This is a genomic window from Enterobacter cloacae complex sp. IR5459, assembly GCF_049238005.1.
GTDB classification, from domain to species: Bacteria; Pseudomonadota; Gammaproteobacteria; order Enterobacterales; family Enterobacteriaceae; genus Enterobacter; species Enterobacter hormaechei_C.
The window spans coordinates 243,390-262,992 of record NZ_JBMKIG010000008.1 but is presented as its reverse complement, the minus strand read 5'-3'; the positions used below and the strand labels follow the sequence as shown (position 1 = coordinate 262,992).

Below are 19,603 nucleotides of genomic sequence, written 5' to 3'. Positions count from 1 at the left end.
CATCAGGAAGGGGAAATAAGCGTGGGGCCTGCGGGCCCCACTTTGTTTTACAATTGTCGTTTTACCGACGCGTTATTTATCGGCTGATGCGCCGGAGTGGGTTGACATCTGCTCGGCGGACTTCAGATGCTGCTCAACGACCGGCGTGTGCTCGTTGGCCAGAGCCTTCACATCCGGATCGTCGATTTTACTGGCGTCGCTCTTAAGCTTCGACAGCACCTTCTCGTGGTCCTTCACGCCAGCATATTCCATATACATTTTGTCAAAAGCGTCACCACGCTGGTTTTCCAGCCTTGAGTTCAGGGCTTTATGCGCGGCGTCTGGTTCGGTCGGCAGCTCCACGCCCTTTTTCTGGGCAACGGTCTGGACTTTGGTCAGCGCGGCGCCGTGATCGTCGACCATTTTCTGAGCGAATGTTTTCACTTCACTGCTTTGGGCCTTGTCCAGGGCGAGCCTGGCGGCGGCGACTTCGTTGATATTGGCCTGCGCCATGTCCTTCAACGCTTTCTCGTCGCCGGAGCTGAGTCTGGCGTCCGGTTGAGCCTTGCCCGCAGTTTGAGTTTGTGCGGCGCTTGTCGTCTGGGCTTGTACGCCAACGGTGCTGAACATTGCTGCAACTGCTGATACGGCTAGCAGCCTTTTCAGGGTTTTACTCGTGTGCATATTGTTCTCCTGATGGTCATGGTACAGGTAAGTTTCGGTTGCTTCAGGCGCAACCGGACAGATAAATGCTCACTACAAGGGTCAGTATAGTAGATGAAACTGCTGCACCCGCCGTTCAGGTCAGTGATGGCTGGTCGTGATGCTCAATTCTTCTACAATATTGATACGGATCATTTACATATTTGGTGCTAATGTTAAATATATAGATTCATCAACAGGAGGAATGATATGAAAAAAGCACTATTAGGGAGTGTATTGGCTTTAACAGTAGCAAGCTTCGGCGCATCTGCGGCAGATATGATTTCCAAGGATGAAGCGCACCACTTCAAACTTGAATACCTTGGTAATGTATCTGTAGGGGCTTCAGGTGGACAAATTTCTTCACCTTCAGATCTTCATCAAAAACTCTCAAAACTGGCAGACGAGAAGGGCGGGAAATACTACGTCATTATCGCTGCCCGCGAGCATGGCCCTAACTTCCAGGCCGTCGCAGAAGTCTTTAAATAATTTTCTTGAATACCACAAAAAACCCGCTTCTGGCGGGTTTTTTGTTTACAGACAGCCAAAAAAATGCCCCTGATGCGGGGCGAGTTTAAGTCAAAACTTTTCTTATGTTTATGTGCTCTAAGGCTTTGGGACAATAACAGCTTGTTCAAATAATGCAATATAAATGCATGTTTAAATGTGACGGCTCCATCATGCTGCTCATCTTAAGGTTAATGCAGCATACGTAACGCAGATAGTCTACGCTTTACAAAGGGTTATGGTTAAAACCATTTAGAGAATGGATACAGTTAACGGTCGTAAGAGGTAAAGATGAAAGTTGACGCACTGACACAAAAGGCAGAGGAAGAGATTTCAGCGCTTATAGCCAAAAAAATTGCAGAGTTACGAAAAAAAACAGGGCAGGAAGTTTCTGAAATAGAGTTTATCGCTCGTGAGGCCATGGCGGGCCTCGAGGGGTACGAAGTAAAAATCAAACTCCTGTAGGCGTTTCTTCCTGAAATGGTTGCTCAATTCTTGCCGCAATACAAAACCGGGTGTGATGCCCGGTTGTATTATGGATAATCATCGTCTTTATGAGCGAATAAATGTCAGTATATCGGCGTTTATGGTATCTGCATGTGTGGTATGCATCCCATGCGGGAAGCCTGGATAAATTTTGAGTTCGCTGTTTGCGAGCAGCTTATCCTGTAGAAGGGCGGCATATTTATAGGGGACGACCTGATCGTCATCACCCTGCAACACAAGGACGGGAACCGTAATGGCTTTAAGATCGTCCGTCTGGTCGGTCTCTGAAAACGCCTTAATGCCTTCATAGTGGGCTTTGGCGCTACCGATCATTCCCTGACGCCACCAGTTCTGAATTGTGCCCTGCGAAACCTCTGCTCCGTCTCGGTTAAATCCATAGAAAGGACCGCTGGCGACGTCGAGGTAAAACTGGGCGCGGTTAGCGGCCAGCGCCTGGCGGAAGCCGTCAAACACCTCAATGGGCGTTCCGCCGGGGTTAGCGTCTGATTTTACCATCAGCGGAGGAACGGCGCTGACCAGTACCGCTTTGGCCACTCGCCCCTGAGGTTGGCCGTACTTCGCAACGTACCTGGCGACCTGGCCCCCGCCGGTGGAGTGGCCGACGTGCACTGCATTACGCAAATCAAGGCTTTCGACCACGGCCGATGCGTCGGAGGCATAATGATCCATATCATGACCTTCACTTACCTGATCGGAACGACCATGACCACGACGGTCGAGGGCGATGACGCGGAAGCCTTCTGCAAGGAAAAAGAGCATCTGGTTATCCCAGTCATCGGCGCTCAGCGGCCAGCCGTGATGGAAAACGATCGGCTGCGCATCCTTCGGACCCCAGTCTTTGTAATAAATACTGACACCATCTTTCGTTGTTACGAATGCCATATTTCAGACTCCTCTGCTAATGGCAAAAACGTGTGAAGGCTAAGTAAATAGCCCAGCATTTAGGGACGTAATAAAACTGACTTATATTAATCTTATTACTGATATATCCGCTTAAAGTGTAGAAGGGTTCCTGAAAAACAGTTATAGATTAATTTTGTATGGTCATTATTTATTTTTAAACGAAATATCCCCTAAACCAGCCGGGGCACTGTGTTATTTTTCTCGCGTGGTGAATCCTCCTGTGCGGAGAGGCTAAACAGCACGTGTAGCTTAGGCAATCAGTAGCGGGTCAAGGTGGCTGACTAACGACTCACCGGGAGGCACCCGGCACCACACATACGTTAAAGCTTGTATCTCGCTGAATTTATTAGGGATAGTGTATGAAGTTGGGCTTTTTGGCTGGAGCAGTGCTGGCAACCTGGTTGTCTTTAACCTACCCGACGCAAATGAGAGCTGTTTTTGAACAACTGGTTACGATAGTGCAGCAAATCACGCAGCCTTCATCAGAGTCTCATTCTGATATGGTCACACCGGAACAGTCATATCCTTGATTGTTATATTTACGATGAACGTTACCCATCTTAATAGTTAACCTGTGCTTATTTTTCTGATGGGCTTGTTATTGGCCGGGCAGAGGTTACAGCCGCCCGGCCTGACGGTCTTAAACGATCGCGTTAGGGCACGCTTCGCCCTTATCAAGCTGCTGTAAATTCCCCAGCGTGGTTTCCGATATACTGATCAGCGCTTCGGCGGTCAGAAACGCCTGGTGGCCGGTGAACAACACGTTGTGGCAGGCCGACAGGCGACGGAACACGTCGTCCTGAATCACGTCGTTAGATTTATCCTCAAAGAACAGGTCGCGTTCGTTCTCATACACGTCCATACCCAACGCGCCAATTTTTTGCGTTTTCAGCGCTTCGATAGCCGCCTGAGAGTCGATCAGTCCGCCGCGGCTGGTATTGATGATCATCACGCCGTCTTTCATCTGGTCGAACGCCGACTGGTTAAGCAGGTGATAGTTTTCAGGAGTCAGCGGGCAGTGCAGGGAGATAACATCAGACTGCGAGAAGAGCGTTTTCAGATCGACATACTCCACGCCCAGCTCCAGCGCAGCGGCGCTTGGGTACGGATCAAACGCCAGCAGGCGCATGCCAAATCCTTTCAGGATGCGTAGGGCGGCCACACCAATTTTGCCGGTACCGATCACGCCTGCGGTTTTACCGTACATGGTAAAGCCGGTCAGCCCTTCCAGAGAGAAGTTAGCATCACGGGTACGCTGATAGGCACGGTGAATACGACGGTTGAGCGACATCATCATCCCGACGGCATGTTCAGCCACGGCTTCCGGAGAATAGGCTGGGACGCGAACGACCTTCAGACCCAGCTCTTTGGCGGCATCGAGATCGACGTTGTTAAAGCCTGCGCAGCGCAGGGCAATGTATTTCACGCCCTGTTTTTTCAACTCTTCCAGCACCGGTCGGCTACCGTCGTCGTTAACGAAGATACACACGCCTTCGCAGCCGTGAGCGGTTTTAGCCGTCTTTTCTGTCAGCAGAAAGTCGAAAAATTCAAGATCGAAACCGTACGTCTCGTTAACATGTTGCAGATACTTTTTGTCGTACTGCTTTGTGCTATATACCGCGAGTTTCATAAGACTTTCTCCAGTGATTTTGGAACCACGTTAGCATGTTTAAAATTATCTTACAATTTTTCAAAATTCATTGAAATCAATAAGTTCTATGAATTATTGTAGAGCATCTACTCTTAAAAATGGCATTACCTTCAACTGACTGGCTAAACATGCGACAATGAGCGGCAAGAACGGCTTATTTTTTTCGCAAAATCAGGATATTAACTGCCCATGAAGGGTAAATACAAAGCCGCAATCGCGCTATTACTGCTGCTATTACTCGTGCCGCTGACGCTGCTGATGACGCTCGCCCAGTGGGTACCCACGCTCGCCGGGATCTGGCTCCCTGTTGGAACGCGCATCGCGTTTGAAGAAAGCCCACGGCTCACGCGCCACGCCCTGATCATCCCCGATCTCCGCTATCTGGTAGAAGAGTGCGAAATTGCCCGTGTGGAAAACGTGACCCTGTCACACCCCAGCCGTTGGGATCTTGATATTGGCGCACTTGAACTTAACTCTGTCTGCCTGAGCAAATTACCGCAGTCAGCGTCCTCAACGGTGGCGCCGAAAACGCTGGCGCAGTGGCAGGCCATCCTGCCCAACACCTGGCTGACCATCCACCGCTTTACCCTTTCTCCCTGGCAGCAGTGGGAGGGTGAGCTGCATGCTTCACTCACGCCAGCCCGCCAGGACATCACTTATAACGGCGAGCAGGTGAGCATTAAGGGGCAGTTGCGCGGCCAGACGCTCTCCATCAGCCAGTTCGATGTGCAACTGCCGGATCAGCCGCAGCCCGTGAAGCTGATCGGTGAATTTACCCTGCCGTTGGTACCGGACGGCGTGCCGGTGAAAGGGCATACGGTCGCGACCTTTAACGTGCCACAGTTATCCTCGCTGGTCGATGCCGATCTGGACTGGGAGGACAATCAGGGCCAGCTGGTGGTCATGGCGCGGGACAACCCCGATCCACTGCTCGATTTACCGTGGCAGATCACCGCTCAGCAGTTAACCATCAGCGACGGACGCTGGAACTGGTCAGCCTCCGGTATGCCGATGAGCGGTCGCGTCGGGCTGAAAGTGGATAACTGGCAGCAGGGGCTGGAGAAAGCCACCTTCACGGGGCGGCTCAACGTGCTGACCCAGGGGGATGCGGGGAAGGGCAACGCGGTGCTGAATATCGGTCCCGGCTCGCTCAGTATGGAAAACAGCGCTATGCCGCTGCACCTGAGCGGGGAAGCCAAGCAAAACGATCTGATCCTGTATGCCAGACTCCCGGCGAAGCTGACCGGCAGCCTTTACGATCCGCAGCTTACGTTTGAACCCGGCGCATTATTGCGCTCGCGCGGGCGCATCATCGACTCGCTGGATATCGATGAGATCCGCTGGCCGCTGGCAGGCGTGAAGCTCACGCAGAAGGGCGTGGACGGCCGCCTGCAAGCCATTCTGCGGGCGCATGAAAACGAGATGGGCGATTTTGAGCTGCATCTGGACGGCCAGGCTAACGACTTTTTACCGGACAACGGTTTGTGGCAGTGGCGCTACTGGGGTAAAGGGAATTTCACGCCGATGAATGCGCGCTGGGATGTCCGGGGAACCGGGGAGTGGCGCGACAACGTTATCGAACTGACCGATCTTTCCACGGGGTTCGACAAATTGCAGTACGGTACGATGCTGGTCAGCAAGCCGCGCCTGGTGCTGGATCACCCGGTGCGCTGGTCGCGGGACCCGGATAACCCCACCTTTAGCGGCGCGCTCGCGCTCAATGCCGGGCAAACAAGCTTCTCGGGCGGAAGCGTGCTGCCGCCGTCCGTTTTGACCTTCAGCGTTGACGGGACAGACCCGACGGTGTTCCAGTTTAAAGGGAACCTGCATGCGGACGACATCGGCCCGGTCCAGGTGAATGGACGCTGGGATGGCGAACGCCTTCGCGGTCAGGCCTGGTGGCCAAAACAGTCTCTTACGGTGTTCCAGCCGCTGATCCCGCCAGACTGGAAACTGACCCTGCGCGGCGGCGAAATGTACGCACAGGTGGCTTTCTCAGCGGCCTCCGATCAGGGGTTTGAGGCCGGGGGGCACGGGGTGCTGAAAGCGGGCAGCGCGTGGATGCCGGATAACGAAATCAACGGCGTTGATTTTGTTCTGCCGTTCCGCTTAAGCCAGGGTACCTGGTCGCTGGGCACGCGCGGGCCGGTAACGTTACGAATCGACGAGGTAAAAAACTTGGTCACAGCCCGAAATATCACCGCGGATCTCCAGGGCGATTATCCCTGGACCGAAGCGAACCCGCTCCTGCTCACCAACGTGAAGGTGGAAGCGCTCGGCGGGAAAATCACCATGCAGCAGTTGAGAATGCCGCAGCACGATCCGGCTTTACTACGCGTGGATAATATTTCCTCCAGCGAACTGATAAGCGCGGTGAATCCGAAGCAGTTTGCCATGTCCGGCCCGGTGAGCGGCGCGCTGCCGTTCTGGCTGGACAATGAAAAATGGATCATTAAAGATGGCTGGCTGACCAACCCGGGGCCGATGACGCTGCGCATCGACCAGGACACGGCGGATGCCATTGTGAAAGACAACGTGGTTGCCGGGGCGGCGATCAACTGGCTCCGCTATATGGAAATTTCGCAGTCGTGGACAAAACTCAATGTGGATAATCTGGGTGTGTTAACCATGCAGGCGGCCATTAAAGGCACCAGCCGCGTCGAGGGCAAAAGCAGTTTCGTAAACCTGAATTACACCCATGAAGAGAACATTTTTACCCTCTGGCGCAGCCTGCGCTTTGGGGACAATCTGCAAACATGGTTTGAGCAACATGCGGCGATACCCCTTCTCCGCGGTTCGACAGGCAAGGAAAGTGAGGAACAACAATGAAAAAGAGGGCTGGTGTACTCACCGTGGCCGTCGTCGCGCTGCTGTCAGGCTGCACGCCGCGCATTGAAGTGGCAGCGCCCAAAGAGCCGATCACTATCAACATGAACGTGAAAATCGAGCATGAAATCCATATCAAGGTGGATAAAGACGTTGAAGCCCTGCTGAAATCCCGCAGCGATCTGTTCTGAGGATGCCATGAAACGATTAGCTCTGATGTTACTGGCGCTGGGGATGAACGTTCACGCCGCCACGCTTACGCTCAACGATGCACGTGCCCAGGGGCGCGTAGGGGAAACCCTGAGCGGCTATCTTGCGCCCGTTCAGCACGACGCTGAAACCCTGGCGCTGGTGAGCCGTATCAACGCCGCACGCACGGAAAGTTACCAGCAGTTAGCTGACAGCAATAATTTGCCCGTCGACGAGGTGGCGAAAATGGCGGGACAAAAGCTGGTGGCGCGCGCCCAGCCGGGTGAATACGTGAAGGGGATTAACGGCAAGTGACTAAAAAAGTAACTAGCGGTAACGCTTACGGTATTCGCCCGGCGAAACCCCGAAACGCTGCTTAAAGGCGGTGGAAAAATGGCTATGGTCGGTAAAGCCCCAGCTGTAGCCAATGCCCGCCAGCTTTTCGTCATCGCTGATGGAACGCAGCGCCTGAGCGCATAAATCGAGGCGACGGTTCTTAATATACTGCGCCACCACCAGCCCTTTCCCGGCAAACATGCGGTACAAGCTCCGCACGGACATGCCGCTCTCTGAAGCTATCCACTCCGGTCTTAACGCCTCTGACTGAATATGATCATCAATCAGGGACAGAACGTGGCGGAACTGACGCTCCTTGCGCGGCAGCACCTCGTGTTGCTGCTGGAAGGCCGGACGCAGCAGACACACCATCGCCTCCAGCGCCGCTTCGCTTTCGCTGGCGCTGAGATCGGCATTGCCCATGCTCTCCTGTAGCAGTCGGTAGCTCAGCTGTACGGTAGGCAGACTGCGGGAGAGGGGCAGCGCGCACCTCACTTCCTGAAAACGCGCGTGTTGCTCAATGATTTGTCGCGGGAGCAGCAGCGAAATCTGGCGGGAACGCTCCTGCCAGTAAATGGAGCACGGGCGGGAGGCGTCAATCAGCGTGATATCCCCGGCTTTCAGCATCGCGCGCTGGTTGTCCTGTTCGATTCCGGCGCTGCCTTCCAGCTGAAACACGGTGTAGAACCAGGCGTCGTTGCCGTTTTTGATCTCCTGACGGGTGCGAAAAAGGTTAACGCCTGCGGCGGTCACCGTGCTCAGCTTCAGACTTTGGGTATAGCTGGTTTCCAGTTCGCCGAGAAACGCCCCCTCTAACGGACGTGCCGCAAAGCGCCCACAAACCTGGTTAATTTGCGCCAGCCACTGCTGAAAATTGTCCTGTTCGCTTGCACACGCCATTGATGTTCTCGCTGCACCGTCACTGTTTTCGCATTGTTGCATTTATGTTGCATTTTGTCAGGGCTACGAGGCTGACTATAGGAAAGAACACTCAACGGTTACAGCGATATAAGCGGGAATTATCACGATTTGCGGAGCCTGTCACAGCTGACAAAGCGAATGTCACACAGACAAAAGCAGGAATGCGATTCCCCTCTTAGACTGCATACACACCCTGCGAAGCATAACGAAGGAGTATCCTATGTCCGAATCACACGTCGCCATCCTGCCAGGCGTGCAGCAGTTTTTAGATCGCCAGCACGGCCTGTGGATCGAAGGGCGTCAGGCGGCATCCGACAGCGAAAAGCGCCTGAACGTCTACAACCCGGCGACCGGAGAGGTTATTGCCTCCACCGCCGATGCCAGCGTCGATGATGTCGATCGTGCGGTGATGTCTGGCTGGCGCGCCTTTGTCGCCCGAAGCTGGGCAGGGCGTCTGCCGGCAGAGCGGGAACGCATCCTGCTGCGGTTTGCCGATTTGGTGGAACAGCATGGCGAAGAGCTGGCACAGCTCGAAACCCTGGAGCAGGGGAAATCCATTAACATCTCCCGCGCCTTCGAGGTGGGATGCACCCTGAACTGGATGCGCTACACGGCAGGGCTGACCACCAAAATTGCCGGTAAAACCCTCGATCTCTCGATTCCACTGCCGCAGGGCGCGCGTTATCAGGCGTGGACGCGTAAAGAGCCGGTGGGAGTCGTGGCGGGGATTGTGCCGTGGAACTTCCCGCTGATGATTGGCATGTGGAAAGTAATGCCCGCGCTGGCGGCAGGTTGCTCCATCGTGATCAAACCCTCGGAAACCACGCCGCTCACCCTGTTACGGGTGGCGGAACTGGCGAGCGAGGCGGGGATCCCGGATGGCGTGTTCAACGTGGTGACCGGTAGTGGCGCCGTCTGTGGCGCGGCGCTAACCTCGCACCCGCGCATTGCCAAAGTAAGCTTTACCGGTTCGACGGCGACGGGCAAGCAGATTGCCCGCGTGGCTGCGGATACGCTAACGGGCGTGACGCTGGAGCTGGGCGGCAAAAACCCGGCCATCGTGCTGAAAGACGCCGATCCGGCGTGGGTAATTGAAGGGCTGATGACCGGCAGCTTCCTGAATCAGGGGCAGGTCTGCGCGGCCAGCTCGCGTATTTATATTGAGGCTCCGCTGTTCGACACGCTGGTCAGCGGCTTTGAACAGGCCGTGAAATCTCTGAGCGTCGGGCCGGGCATGTCGCCGGATGCGTTTATCAACCCGCTGGTGTCGCGCGCCCATTGCGATAAGGTTCAGGCGTTCCTGGATGAGGCGAAGGCGCACAATGCGGAGCTGATCGCCGGGAACCGGGGGCCAGACGGCAAAGGCTATTACGTTTCGCCAACGCTGGTGGTCAACCCGGATAATCATCTGCGACTGACGCGTGAAGAGGTCTTCGGGCCGGTGGTGAACCTGGTTCGTGTGGACGACGGGGAAGAGGCGCTTCAGCTGGCGAACGACACTGAATACGGCTTAACGGCCAGCGTCTGGACGCAGAATATCAGTAAAGCGCTAGCGTATACCGACAGGTTACAGGCAGGAACCGTGTGGGTGAACAGCCACACGCTGATAGACGCCAACCTGCCGTTCGGCGGCATGAAGCAGTCTGGCACCGGGCGCGATTTCGGCCCCGACTGGCTGGATGGCTGGTGTGAAACCAAGTCGGTGTGTGTGCGGTATTAATAAAACGCCGGGTAAGGCGAAGCCGGCACCCGGCATTATTTAACGCGACCACCTATCCCGCCCGGACTCCTTCGCCCGATACAACGCTGCATCGGCGCGGGCGATGATTTCCGGGCCGGCCAGTCCTGGGGTATAGCCGGCAATGCCCATACTCACCGTCACACATTCACTCACCTTCGACGCGCTGTGCGCAATGGCTGCGGTGCGCAGGCCAGCCTGGATCCGCGCGGCGACTTTCTCAGCAACGCTTTCTTCACAGTCAAAGAGGATCACGACGAACTCCTCACCACCGTAGCGCGAAACCACATCCTCTGGCGTGCGCACCGAGGTGTTCAGCACCTCTGCCACCCTCGCGAGACACGCGTCTCCTGCCTGGTGACCATAGGTGTCGTTATACAGTTTGAAGTAATCGACATCCAGCATCAGCACCGCGAAGCGTTTGCCTTGCTCCACGGCGTTTTCCAGCACCAGCTCCATCGCCCGCCGGTTGGCCGTTTTCGTCAGCGGATCCTGATGGGCCAGCGCATCCAGCCGCGAAATTAAACGCTGATTCTGCTGGTTGCGACGCCACGCCTCTTCAAACCAGCTCAACAGGATATAGCGCCCGCACACGAGAATGAAGGTGAACACCACCCACAGCCCGGCGAAGCGATAATTAATTTCCTGATTCAGCAGCATGCTGGCAACGGGCAGGCTTATCCATAGCGGAACGGTGAAGCAGAGCAGTGCCACCGGGTGAAAATAGAGCGCGGTCATACCGGCCATCAGCAGGGTAACGAATATAGGCCAGGGATGCGGAAGATGTAACACGTTGATAAACCAGTAACAACTTATCGACCACAGCAGACTGCACATAAACAAAACGGCGCTGACGCCGCGGATGTGGCGCCAGGCCATGATCACCAGCGCCACGGAAAGGATCACCACGCCCAGCATGGAGGCGTCTATCATCTGCCGCAGAGGCGGGCTGATGTGCAGGAGGGCATCGATATGGCCGAACAGCGAATTGCGCAGCAGGACCATAAGGGCAAAGCTGGCATTCACAAAGGCGAGCCACGGCAGGTTCACGGCCAGCCCGTGAACAACCATTGATTTACGGGTAGGCCATGTCGCAGGTTCTGGCGTTGCGTTGTGTCTTTTTTCCATTATGGTTTTCTTCCCGTCCGGTGGATAGCTCGCTAAAGCCAGGTAGTATTAACTATAAGCAGGCTCGATTATTCCTCAAATGTTTGCACAAAAAAACCGGGCATTGCGCCCGGCGTTTGCTTATTTTTGCTCGGCTTTTTTCTTGCCGAGCGTTGGCGTCTCGTCAAAGAAATTCCACGGCTTGAGCAACGTGTGCACCCATTCCGTCGGCATTATTGGCCACTCCTCGGCACGGGCGACATGGGTGGTGCCGGTGGTCATCCAGATGACGTTATCCTGGTCGTTCAGCGACTCGTTATCTTTGCTGTACTGGCCGAGGCCGGTATCGTGCGTGGAACGGTTCGGGTATTTTCCCTCCGGGTACATCTCGTCGGGATGGTAACGCGTTACCCACAGTTGTTTATCCATAAAGCTCAGGCGGTGATAAATCCACTCGTCCGGGGCAAACTTCGCGCCGGACGCTACCGGGTGTGTACCGCCCGCGTAAGGGATGATCTGATATGAGACCGGGTTGCCCATGCGGTTCTCTTTGCTGGTATTGCTCAGCAGGCGGATGGTGCCCGGGTCAAACTTCTGCGCCGCCTGCTGTTCGGTATCAATATCATACTGATTAACCTGCATGGTGCTGGTGCGCGGTCCGCCAGCGGTGTTCGGTTTGACGTCCGGATCCATGGCCACCAGCTTATTGTTGATGCCGTCCACGTCCATATCCAGACGGAAGTTGTAGATGTGCTGGTGGGTGGTACCGACAATATTATGGTCGATCAGCGTTCCGTATCGGGTGTCATCCTTCGCGGTGGCATCATGCATGGTTTTCGTCTGCACGCCTTTCACCGCTTCAATGCCCGTAGCCCCTGCATCAATGCCGATAGTGCCGTTTTCGTGGAATACCCAGTCGAAGATGTAATCGTAGTTACCCACGGTGCTGACCCAGCGCACCACCAGCTCGCGGCGTTCGGTGCTGACGTTGGGTTTTCCTAATTCCTGATGCTTATATTCCGGCCCGGCGTAACGCTCGAAAATGGCGATCGCCCGGGGGATCTCCATTGGCGCGCCGGTGTAATCCGGGATGGTTTCGTTGAGCATCACGGCGTTAGACGGAACATCCTTGCCGCGCACGAGCGGGGAGGTCAGGGTACCCATGCCGTAATCGCCGGAGTCCAGGTAGGCTTTAAAGTACCAGCCGATATCCGGGTCGCCGTACGGCACAATCATGCCGCCGAGCGACCCCTGATACATCACCTGTCGCTTTTTGCCGTTGTCGTTATAGGTCACGGTGGAGATTATCGGGCCGACGCGTGAGTCCAGGCTCAGATGAAAATCCCAGTTCTGCCAGTGCACCCTATCCCCGGTGATGGTGTAGTTCTTGCCTTCCGGCTCGATAATCTCCAGCGGTTTTTTCACCGTTTCAACGCGGTCACGGCCATCATAAGGGCGCGGCGTGAGCGGCACCGGCACGACCGGGCCTTCCTCAATCTTCTGGATTTTCTTCTGCTCGAGATCCACCACCGCAACCAGGTTTACGATCGGGTGCGCCCAGTAGTTACCGTCGTCCACGTCGAGATAGCTGATCACTTTCAGCAGGCGGTCTTCCTGTTTCAGCCCATCCTTGCCGTCAAAAAAGCCGACGGTAAGCGGGGTGGTGATCACTTTCTTCGGGTCGGTAATGCCGCGCTTTTTCAGCACGACGGCAAACTCCGGGCTTTCATTGATGATCTGCTGCACGGTATTGAAGTCATCCAGCAGCACCATGCCGTGCGCGTCTTTGATCGGCTCCCAGCGGAGGATCTTTTTCTCCTTCAGATCCACCCGGCTTTCGATGATGTGTTTACCATCAAGCATGATGATATTGGCCTGGCGGGGCGCATCCACCGCCGTGCCGTTAAGCACAAAGTCCCAGACTTTGGCCTTTTCTGGCTCCGCCAGCGCAATCTGGGTAAAGCGGGTATTGGGTTTAAAATCCGCTGAGGCTTTCACGATTGCTACGGCCTGGTTGATTTCATCAGCCGTCAGCGCGTTTAACGGGTGGGGGCTTTTTTCAACCTGGAATGTCTGATCAAGACCGGACTGAAAGACATCGTTGATAAAGGTCTCCGGGATATACGCCTTATTGTTCTTCATCACCACGGGCACCTGGAGCGTCAGCGGTTTGCCGTTAACGATGGCGGTATTTGCGCCGGGTTTGACCTTCACAAAGGCACCGTCTTTGACGATGGTGAACATCTGGGCGTAATCATCCCACTGCACGTCCGCGCCAAACGCCTGAAGCGTTTTGTCCATCGGGACCATATGCGCCTCGCTGCCGTGAGCGTAAACAGGGGATTGCCAGGCGCAACAGAGCGCAACGGCCATGGCCAGTGCCGTTCTACGGGCAGAAAAAGAAGAATTGCTTCCCATCGCAGACCTCATCTTGTTGTGTTTATTGTGTAGTGTCAGCGTTATCCTGACAGGCGCGCACGTAAAGCGTTTGCCTGCATCTGCCAGGTTGTTTGTCAGTCTTGCCAGGTTAAAAAAGAGCGGGGGTGCATCACACCCCCATGGCAGATAAAGTGCGCTTCAGTAAGGCGAGCTATCGAGATGCGTGCGGACATCAAAACCTACCGTCGTGAACGAATAAACCGTACCGCGAACGCGAAGATAAATGTCTCCATTTTTAATTGCCACTGAAGCTTTATCATCATCGGTGATCATGACGGGATTGATATTCTTAATGTTAGACATGAATTCTTCCGGACTTTTTTTCGCATCAAAGAGATAAATATGATACCTGTTTTTAGACAGCGAGCCCGTCTCAACCTGGGTGATGTAAAGAGTTAAACGATCGTTAACCTTGATTTTTTCCTGCAAATTTTCATACACGGTAAAAAGATCGCGGAAAGGGTATGCAATGAATATGAGAAAAATAAAGATAATAATTCCAGCTCGCCAGTTAAAAACCCGAACGTCGCGCATAATCTATTCCTGCCCTTATCCATAACTGATCGACTGGATCATTACCGTAATTATTATTGTTCTGGAATTTTGCAAATTCGGCAGGATCAATTAGGAGGCGAAGATTGTGTGTAAAGCCGGTGACTTCAATGCTTCCCTCACGGTAACGAACATCCACCGAGCCTGTAATTTTTGACCCACCATCTTCAGTTAAGAAAAGGTAAACAGGAATTGCCATAGTTTGTTAATCATCCATGTAATTTAATGCGGAAATATTCCCGACGCCAAATAATAACCATTCTAACTACATGGTCAATTTGCTTAGTGTTTCCGGTTGTAACTTATCCAAACCAGGCAGACTGGATGGTTCGATTAATCAAAGCCATCCAGTCCCTGTTTTACCTTCCGCTTATTTTGATGCGCTCAAACACTCGAGGCAGCAAGGTTAATGCCATTGCATTGATTAAAAGTCACCCTGCTGGCGCGCCACCAGCGTCAGGATGGAGTAGAGCGCCACGGCCTGCTGGTGCTGGTTGAAGATCTCCACAGCCCATTCCACCACGCCGGTGGGTTTTTCCTCGGCAGTGCGCTGTTTCTTCAGCGTTTTACGTTTACAGGTCAGGCGCACCTGAATGGTATCACCCGGCTTGACCGGCTCGATAAAGCGCAGGTTTTCCATGCCATAGTTGGCAATAACCGGCCCAACCCCGGCATCGACAAACAGCCCCGCCGCGGCGGAAATCAGGAAATAACCGTGTACCACGCGCTCACCAAAAATCGACTCCGCCGCGCCAATTTTGTCCATATGGGCGTAGAAATGATCCCCGCTCAGGCAGGCAAAATTCACGATATCCGCTTCCGTCAGGGTACGACGCTGGGTCAGCAGGCTGTCGCCCGGCTGTAACTCCTCGAAGTATTTACGGAACGGATGAACGCGATCTTCCTGCACCTCCGCGCCACGGACCCACTGTTTACCGATCGCGGCGAGCATGGACGGGCTGCCCTGAATAGCCGTGCGCTGAAGATAGTGCTTCACAGCGCGCAGGCCGCCCAGCTCTTCGCCGCCGCCCGCACGTCCCGGACCACCGTGCACCAGCTGTGGCAGCGGTGAACCGTGGCCGGTAGATTCTTTCGAGGATTCCTGGTTGAGGATCTGAATGCGTCCGTGGGCGCGCGCGGCACCGGCAATAAACTGCCGCGCCACGCGGGTATCTGCCGTAACCAGCGTTCCCGCCAGGCTGCCGCCGCCCGCCCGCGCCAGCTGCATGGCGTGCTCGGTGTTACGGCAGGGCATCAGGGTTGCGACGGGGCCAAAGGCTTCGGTGGCGTGAACGGCCGGGGTTTCGTCCGGCTGCGGGCAGAACAGCAGGGTGGGTGGGAAGAATGCGCCAGGCGCCTGCAAATCAGCTTTACCACCCAGACGGATCTGGCAGCCCGAGGCCAGCAGATGATCGACTTTTTCCTGCACGTCAGCACGTTGCTCACTGTTGACGAGAGCCCCCATCTTCACCCCTTCCTGGGCCGGATCGCCGACGACCACGTTCTCCAGCCGCGCAATCAGCGCCTGGCTGACGGCTTCAACCTGCGCTTCAGGCACGATGATGCGGCGGATGGCGGTACATTTTTGCCCGGCTTTGGCGGTCATCTCGCGCACCACTTCGCGGATAAACAGCGTAAACTCCGGCTGTTCCGGCGTCACGTCCTCACCCAGCACGCAGCAGTTAAGAGAATCTGCTTCCATGGTAAACGGAATGGAATGTGCGACGATATTCGGGTGGACGCGCAGGCTCTGCCCGGTGCTGGCCGACCCGGTAAACGTCACCACGTCCTGGCTGTCGAGGTGGTTCAGCAGATCGCCCGCGCCACCGCAGATCAGGCTGATGGCGCCGTCCGGCACCAGTCCGCTCTCCACGATCGCTTTCACCATCGCCTGAGTCACCTGCGCGGTGGCGGTGGCGGGCTTGATGATGGCGGGCATCCCGGCAAGCCAGGTGGGCGCGAGCTTTTCCAGCATCCCCCAGCACGGGAAGTTGAACGCGTTGATATGCACCGCCACGCCGGATTTCGACGTTAACACGTGACGTGCCGCAAAGCCGCCTTCCTTCGACAGTGGGATCAGCTCATCCTCCGGCCACAGGGTATCGTCCGGCAGCTCACGGCTGCCGAGGCTTGCGTAGGTGAAGAGGGTGCCGATACCGCCTTCAATATCCACCCAGCTGTCAGCCTTCGTCGCGCCGGTCTGGGCTGACAGGGCATAAAACCGATCCTTCTGGCTCAGCAGATGTTTGGCCACCGCCTTCAGCATGGCGGCGCGCTCGATAAAGCTCATTGCGCGGAGCGCTTCTCCGCCGTGTTCAATGGCGTAACGGCGCGCGGCCGCCATATCCAGCCCTTCGCTGGTGACTTGATATAGCGTTTCCCCGCTGATGGCGTGGGTGATGGTGCGCTCGCGGCCCCGGCCTGATTGCCAGATGCCGGACAAGAAGCTGGCTAACTGCTGCATTTCTTCTCTCCAGATGTTTCGTGATTTCACTATAAATAGTTTGATCTCGAATCATAAAAATCAAGCTGAGTTTTAATGAATTGTTAACGTTGTGATCTGTATTGCTTGGCCTGACCAACAGAAAGCCTTGCGCCATCGGCCTTTCATGAAAAGGCTTGCGAGCGTCGTCACAAAATAAACAAACGCTTCTTGGGGTTATATTTAACCTTTGTGTAACTTTTAAGAAACCAAATGATTCACCATTTTGCTATTTGTGGTGATTTAATGAATCACAAAGGTGGTTATGTGACGCAAGAACAACGCTTTGAGCAACGCATCGCACAGGAGACGGCCATCGAGCCGCAGGACTGGATGCCGGATGCCTACCGCAAGACGCTGATCCGCCAGATTGGACAGCACGCCCACTCTGAGATTGTCGGCATGCTGCCGGAAGGGAACTGGATCACCCGCGCACCGACGCTGCGCCGGAAAGCCATTCTGCTGGCGAAGGTGCAGGATGAAGCCGGACACGGCCTGTACCTTTACAGCGCGGCGGAAACGCTGGGCTGCGCCCGGGAGGACATCTATCAAAAGATGCTCGACGGCAAGATGAAATACTCCTCCATCTTCAACTATCCGACCCTGAGCTGGGCCGATATCGGGGTCATTGGCTGGCTGGTGGACGGGGCGGCCATTGTGAACCAGGTGGCACTGTGCCGTACGTCTTACGGCCCGTATGCCCGGGCGATGGTGAAAATCTGTAAAGAAGAGAGCTTTCACCAGCGTCAGGGTTTTGAGGCCTGCATGGCGCTGGCGCAGGGTAGCGAAGCCCAGCGGCAGATGTTGCAGGACGCCATCAACCGCTTCTGGTGGCCCGCGCTGATGATGTTCGGACCCAACGACGACAACTCCCCAAACAGCGCCCGCAGTCTGGCCTGGAAGATCAAACGCTTTTGCAACGATGAGCTTCGCCAGCGCTTCGTGGACAACACGGTGCCTCAGGTGGAGATGCTCGGCATGACCGTGCCGGATCCCGACCTGCGTTTCGATGAAGAGAGCGGCCACTACCGCTTCGGCGAAATCGACTGGCAGGAATTTGACGAGGTGATCAACGGGCGCGGGATCTGCAACCACGAACGTCTGGCCGCAAAACGTAAAGCCTGGGACGACGGCGCATGGGTGCGTGAAGCCGCTCTGGCCCACGCGGAAAAACAACGCGCCCGCCAGGCCGCATAAGAGGAATCAACCATGAGCAACGTTTACTGGCCGTTATACGAAGTTTTTGTCCGTTCGAAGCAGGGGCTGTCGCACCGGCATGTAGGCAGCCTTCACGCTGCCGACGACCGCATGGCGCTGGAAAACGCGCGCGATGCCTATACCCGCCGCAGCGAAGGCTGTTCTATCTGGGTGGTGAAGGCGATTGAAATCGTCGCTTCCCAGCCGGAAGAGAGCGGGGAGTTTTTCGATCCGGCGGAAAGCAAGGTCTACCGCCATCCGACGTTTTACACCATCCCTGATGGTATCGAGCATATGTGAGGTTGGGGATGAACAACGTATCTGCTTATGCCCTGCGTCTGGGCGACAACGGTCTGGTGCTCTCACAGCGTCTGGGTGCCTGGTGCGGCCACGCGCCGGAGCTGGAAATTGACCTGGCGCTCGCCAATATCGGCCTTGATCTGCTCGGGCAGGCGCGCAATTTCCTGACCTACGCCGCTGAACGGGAAGGTAAGGGTGATGAAGATACCCTGGCCTATGGCCGCGATGAGCGTCAGTTCCGCAATTTGCTGCTGGTGGAACAGCCAAACGGCAGCTTCGCCGACACCATTGCCCGTCAGTATCTGATGGATGCGTGGAACGTGGCGCTCTACGAGCGGCTGATCCACAGCAGCGACAGTCAGCTTGCCGCCATCGCGGCAAAAGCCATTAAGGAGGCGCGCTATCACCTGCGCTTTAGCCGCGGCTGGCTGGTGCGGCTGGGGGACGGAACAGAAACCTCCGCACAAAAAATGCAGCAGGCGGTGGATAGCCTGTGGCGCTTTACGGCTGAACTGTTCGACGCTGACGAGGTCGAGCTGGCGCTAATTGATGACGGCGTGGCGGTTGATCCGCGCGACCTGCGGGACCCGTGGGAGCGCGAAGTGTTTGCTGGCCTGGCGGAAGCCACCCTCCGCGTGCCCGAAGAGGTGGCGTATCGCACGGGCGGTAAGAAGGGGCTACATACCGAACACCTCGGGCCGATGCTGGCAGAGATGCAGTATCTCCAGCGCGTTTACCCCGGCCAGCAGTGGTAAAGGAGGACGCCATGCAACGCCTCGTCGACATCGCGCCTGCACAAATCCCGCAGATTTGGGCGCTGTTAAGCCAGATCCCCGACCCGGAAGTGCCGGTGCTGACCATCACCGACCTGGGCATGGTGCGCAGCGTGAAGGCACAGGGGGAAGGCTGGGTTATCGGCTTCACGCCAACCTATTCGGGCTGTCCGGCAACGGAGCATCTGCTGGGGGCGATCCGCGAAACCCTGACCGGAAACGGCTTTAGCCCGGTACATATTGTGCTGCAACTGGAGCCCGCCTGGACCACCGACTGGATGACCGACGATGCCCGCAGGCGCCTGCGTGAATATGGCATCAGCCCGCCTGTTGGTCATAGCTGCCATGCCCACGTTCCCGCGGAGGTGAGCTGCCCGCGCTGTGCGAGCACCGATACCTCGCTTATCAGTGAATTTGGATCCACGGCCTGCAAAGCGCTCTACCGCTGCAATACCTGCCGTGAGCCCTTCGATTATTTCAAATGTATTTGAGGC

General features: G+C 55.7%; 18 protein-coding genes and 1 pseudogene. 10 read left to right on the top strand and 9 right to left on the bottom strand.

Going from position 1 to position 19,603, the window contains the following annotated elements:
* Nucleotides 1–72 precede the first annotated feature (72 nt).
* Nucleotides 73–663, bottom strand: coding sequence for a DUF4142 domain-containing protein (locus ACOTX4_RS17910; protein WP_003857383.1), 591 nt, complete (start codon nt 661–663; stop codon nt 73–75).
* A 228-nt stretch (nt 664–891) separates the two neighbouring features.
* Between ACOTX4_RS17910 and ACOTX4_RS17905 the strand changes: the two genes are divergently transcribed.
* Both ACOTX4_RS17905 and ACOTX4_RS17900 read left to right on the top strand, forming a co-directional pair.
* Nucleotides 892–1,170: a DUF1471 domain-containing protein gene (locus ACOTX4_RS17905; RefSeq protein ID WP_003857380.1), complete on the top strand. Its 279-nt coding sequence runs from the start codon at nt 892–894 to the stop codon at nt 1,168–1,170.
* 309 nt (nt 1,171–1,479) lie between these two features.
* The gene (locus tag ACOTX4_RS17900) at nt 1,480–1,653 is read left to right on the top strand and encodes a GnsA/GnsB family addiction module toxin (RefSeq protein WP_023314081.1); all 174 of its coding nucleotides are present in this window, start codon (nt 1,480–1,482) and stop codon (nt 1,651–1,653) included.
* Between the two features lie 87 nt (nt 1,654–1,740).
* Here ACOTX4_RS17900 and ACOTX4_RS17895 read toward each other — a convergent pair whose 3' ends face one another.
* Nucleotides 1,741–2,577 (bottom strand): alpha/beta fold hydrolase, encoded by an 837-nt coding sequence (locus ACOTX4_RS17895; protein WP_023314082.1) that lies wholly within the window; start codon nt 2,575–2,577, stop codon nt 1,741–1,743.
* A gap of 661 nt (nt 2,578–3,238) precedes the next feature.
* Nucleotides 3,239–4,228: a 2-hydroxyacid dehydrogenase gene (locus tag ACOTX4_RS17890; RefSeq protein WP_003857375.1), complete on the bottom strand. Its 990-nt coding sequence runs from the start codon at nt 4,226–4,228 to the stop codon at nt 3,239–3,241.
* Between the two features lie 210 nt (nt 4,229–4,438).
* Between ACOTX4_RS17890 and ACOTX4_RS17885 the strand changes: the two genes are divergently transcribed.
* From ACOTX4_RS17885 to ACOTX4_RS17875, 3 genes are read left to right on the top strand one after another with little or no spacing between them, the layout of a single operon-like run.
* Nucleotides 4,439–7,078 carry a YdbH family protein gene (locus tag ACOTX4_RS17885; RefSeq protein ID WP_045333007.1) on the top strand — a complete coding sequence of 880 codons (2,640 nt, stop codon included), beginning with the start codon at nt 4,439–4,441 and terminating at the stop codon, nt 7,076–7,078.
* Entirely contained in the window at nt 7,075–7,266 is a 192-nt protein-coding gene (locus tag ACOTX4_RS17880) for a YnbE family lipoprotein (protein ID WP_003857369.1), read from the top strand. Before ACOTX4_RS17885 ends, ACOTX4_RS17880 begins: the two co-directional genes overlap by 4 nt.
* A 7-nt stretch (nt 7,267–7,273) precedes the next feature.
* Entirely contained in the window at nt 7,274–7,579 is a 306-nt protein-coding gene (locus ACOTX4_RS17875; protein ID WP_045333008.1) for a YdbL family protein, read from the top strand.
* Nucleotides 7,580–7,591: 12 nt separating this feature from the next.
* On the opposite strand, the gene feaR is transcribed toward ACOTX4_RS17875, so the two are convergent.
* Entirely contained in the window at nt 7,592–8,500 is a 909-nt protein-coding gene (gene feaR, locus ACOTX4_RS17870) for a transcriptional regulator FeaR (RefSeq protein WP_023314084.1), read from the bottom strand.
* A 241-nt stretch (nt 8,501–8,741) separates the two neighbouring features.
* Between feaR and ACOTX4_RS17865 the strand changes: the two genes are divergently transcribed.
* Nucleotides 8,742–10,241: an aldehyde dehydrogenase family protein gene (locus tag ACOTX4_RS17865; RefSeq protein ID WP_022651146.1), complete on the top strand. Its 1,500-nt coding sequence runs from the start codon at nt 8,742–8,744 to the stop codon at nt 10,239–10,241.
* Nucleotides 10,242–10,280: 39 nt separating this feature from the next.
* Here ACOTX4_RS17865 and ACOTX4_RS17860 read toward each other — a convergent pair whose 3' ends face one another.
* The 5 genes and pseudogenes from ACOTX4_RS17860 to paaZ all read right to left on the bottom strand — a co-directional run bounded on the left by ACOTX4_RS17860 (nt 10,281) and on the right by paaZ (nt 16,821).
* Nucleotides 10,281–11,387 (bottom strand): GGDEF domain-containing protein, encoded by a 1,107-nt coding sequence (locus ACOTX4_RS17860; protein ID WP_023314085.1) that lies wholly within the window; start codon nt 11,385–11,387, stop codon nt 10,281–10,283.
* 120 nt (nt 11,388–11,507) lie between these two features.
* A complete protein-coding gene (tynA, locus tag ACOTX4_RS17855; protein ID WP_421635407.1) occupies nt 11,508–13,784 on the bottom strand; it encodes a primary-amine oxidase in 2,277 nt (758 codons plus the stop codon).
* Between the two features lie 159 nt (nt 13,785–13,943).
* Nucleotides 13,944–14,339 carry a hypothetical protein gene (locus ACOTX4_RS17850; protein ID WP_022651150.1) on the bottom strand — a complete coding sequence of 132 codons (396 nt, stop codon included), beginning with the start codon at nt 14,337–14,339 and terminating at the stop codon, nt 13,944–13,946.
* 85 nt (nt 14,340–14,424) lie between these two features.
* Nucleotides 14,425–14,556 (bottom strand): annotated as a pseudogene (locus ACOTX4_RS17845) (type VI secretion system tube protein Hcp); the annotation flags it as partial.
* A 225-nt stretch (nt 14,557–14,781) separates the two neighbouring features.
* Nucleotides 14,782–16,821, bottom strand: a complete 2,040-nt coding sequence (paaZ, locus tag ACOTX4_RS17840) for a phenylacetic acid degradation bifunctional protein PaaZ (RefSeq protein ID WP_421635406.1) — start codon at nt 16,819–16,821, stop codon at nt 14,782–14,784.
* Between the two features lie 285 nt (nt 16,822–17,106).
* Here paaZ and paaA point away from each other — a divergent pair, with 285 nt between their 5' ends.
* From paaA to paaD, 4 genes are read left to right on the top strand one after another with little or no spacing between them, the layout of a single operon-like run.
* Nucleotides 17,107–18,036 carry a 1,2-phenylacetyl-CoA epoxidase subunit PaaA gene (paaA, locus tag ACOTX4_RS17835; RefSeq protein WP_421635405.1) on the top strand — a complete coding sequence of 310 codons (930 nt, stop codon included), beginning with the start codon at nt 17,107–17,109 and terminating at the stop codon, nt 18,034–18,036.
* 12 nt (nt 18,037–18,048) lie between these two features.
* Nucleotides 18,049–18,336 carry a 1,2-phenylacetyl-CoA epoxidase subunit PaaB gene (paaB, locus tag ACOTX4_RS17830; RefSeq protein WP_193527308.1) on the top strand — a complete coding sequence of 96 codons (288 nt, stop codon included), beginning with the start codon at nt 18,049–18,051 and terminating at the stop codon, nt 18,334–18,336.
* Between the two features lie 8 nt (nt 18,337–18,344).
* Nucleotides 18,345–19,091 (top strand): 1,2-phenylacetyl-CoA epoxidase subunit PaaC, encoded by a 747-nt coding sequence (gene paaC / locus ACOTX4_RS17825; protein WP_023314089.1) that lies wholly within the window; start codon nt 18,345–18,347, stop codon nt 19,089–19,091.
* An 11-nt stretch (nt 19,092–19,102) separates the two neighbouring features.
* Nucleotides 19,103–19,600 (top strand): 1,2-phenylacetyl-CoA epoxidase subunit PaaD, encoded by a 498-nt coding sequence (gene paaD, locus ACOTX4_RS17820; RefSeq protein WP_003857347.1) that lies wholly within the window; start codon nt 19,103–19,105, stop codon nt 19,598–19,600.
* The last annotated feature ends 3 nt before the right edge of the window (nt 19,601–19,603 follow it).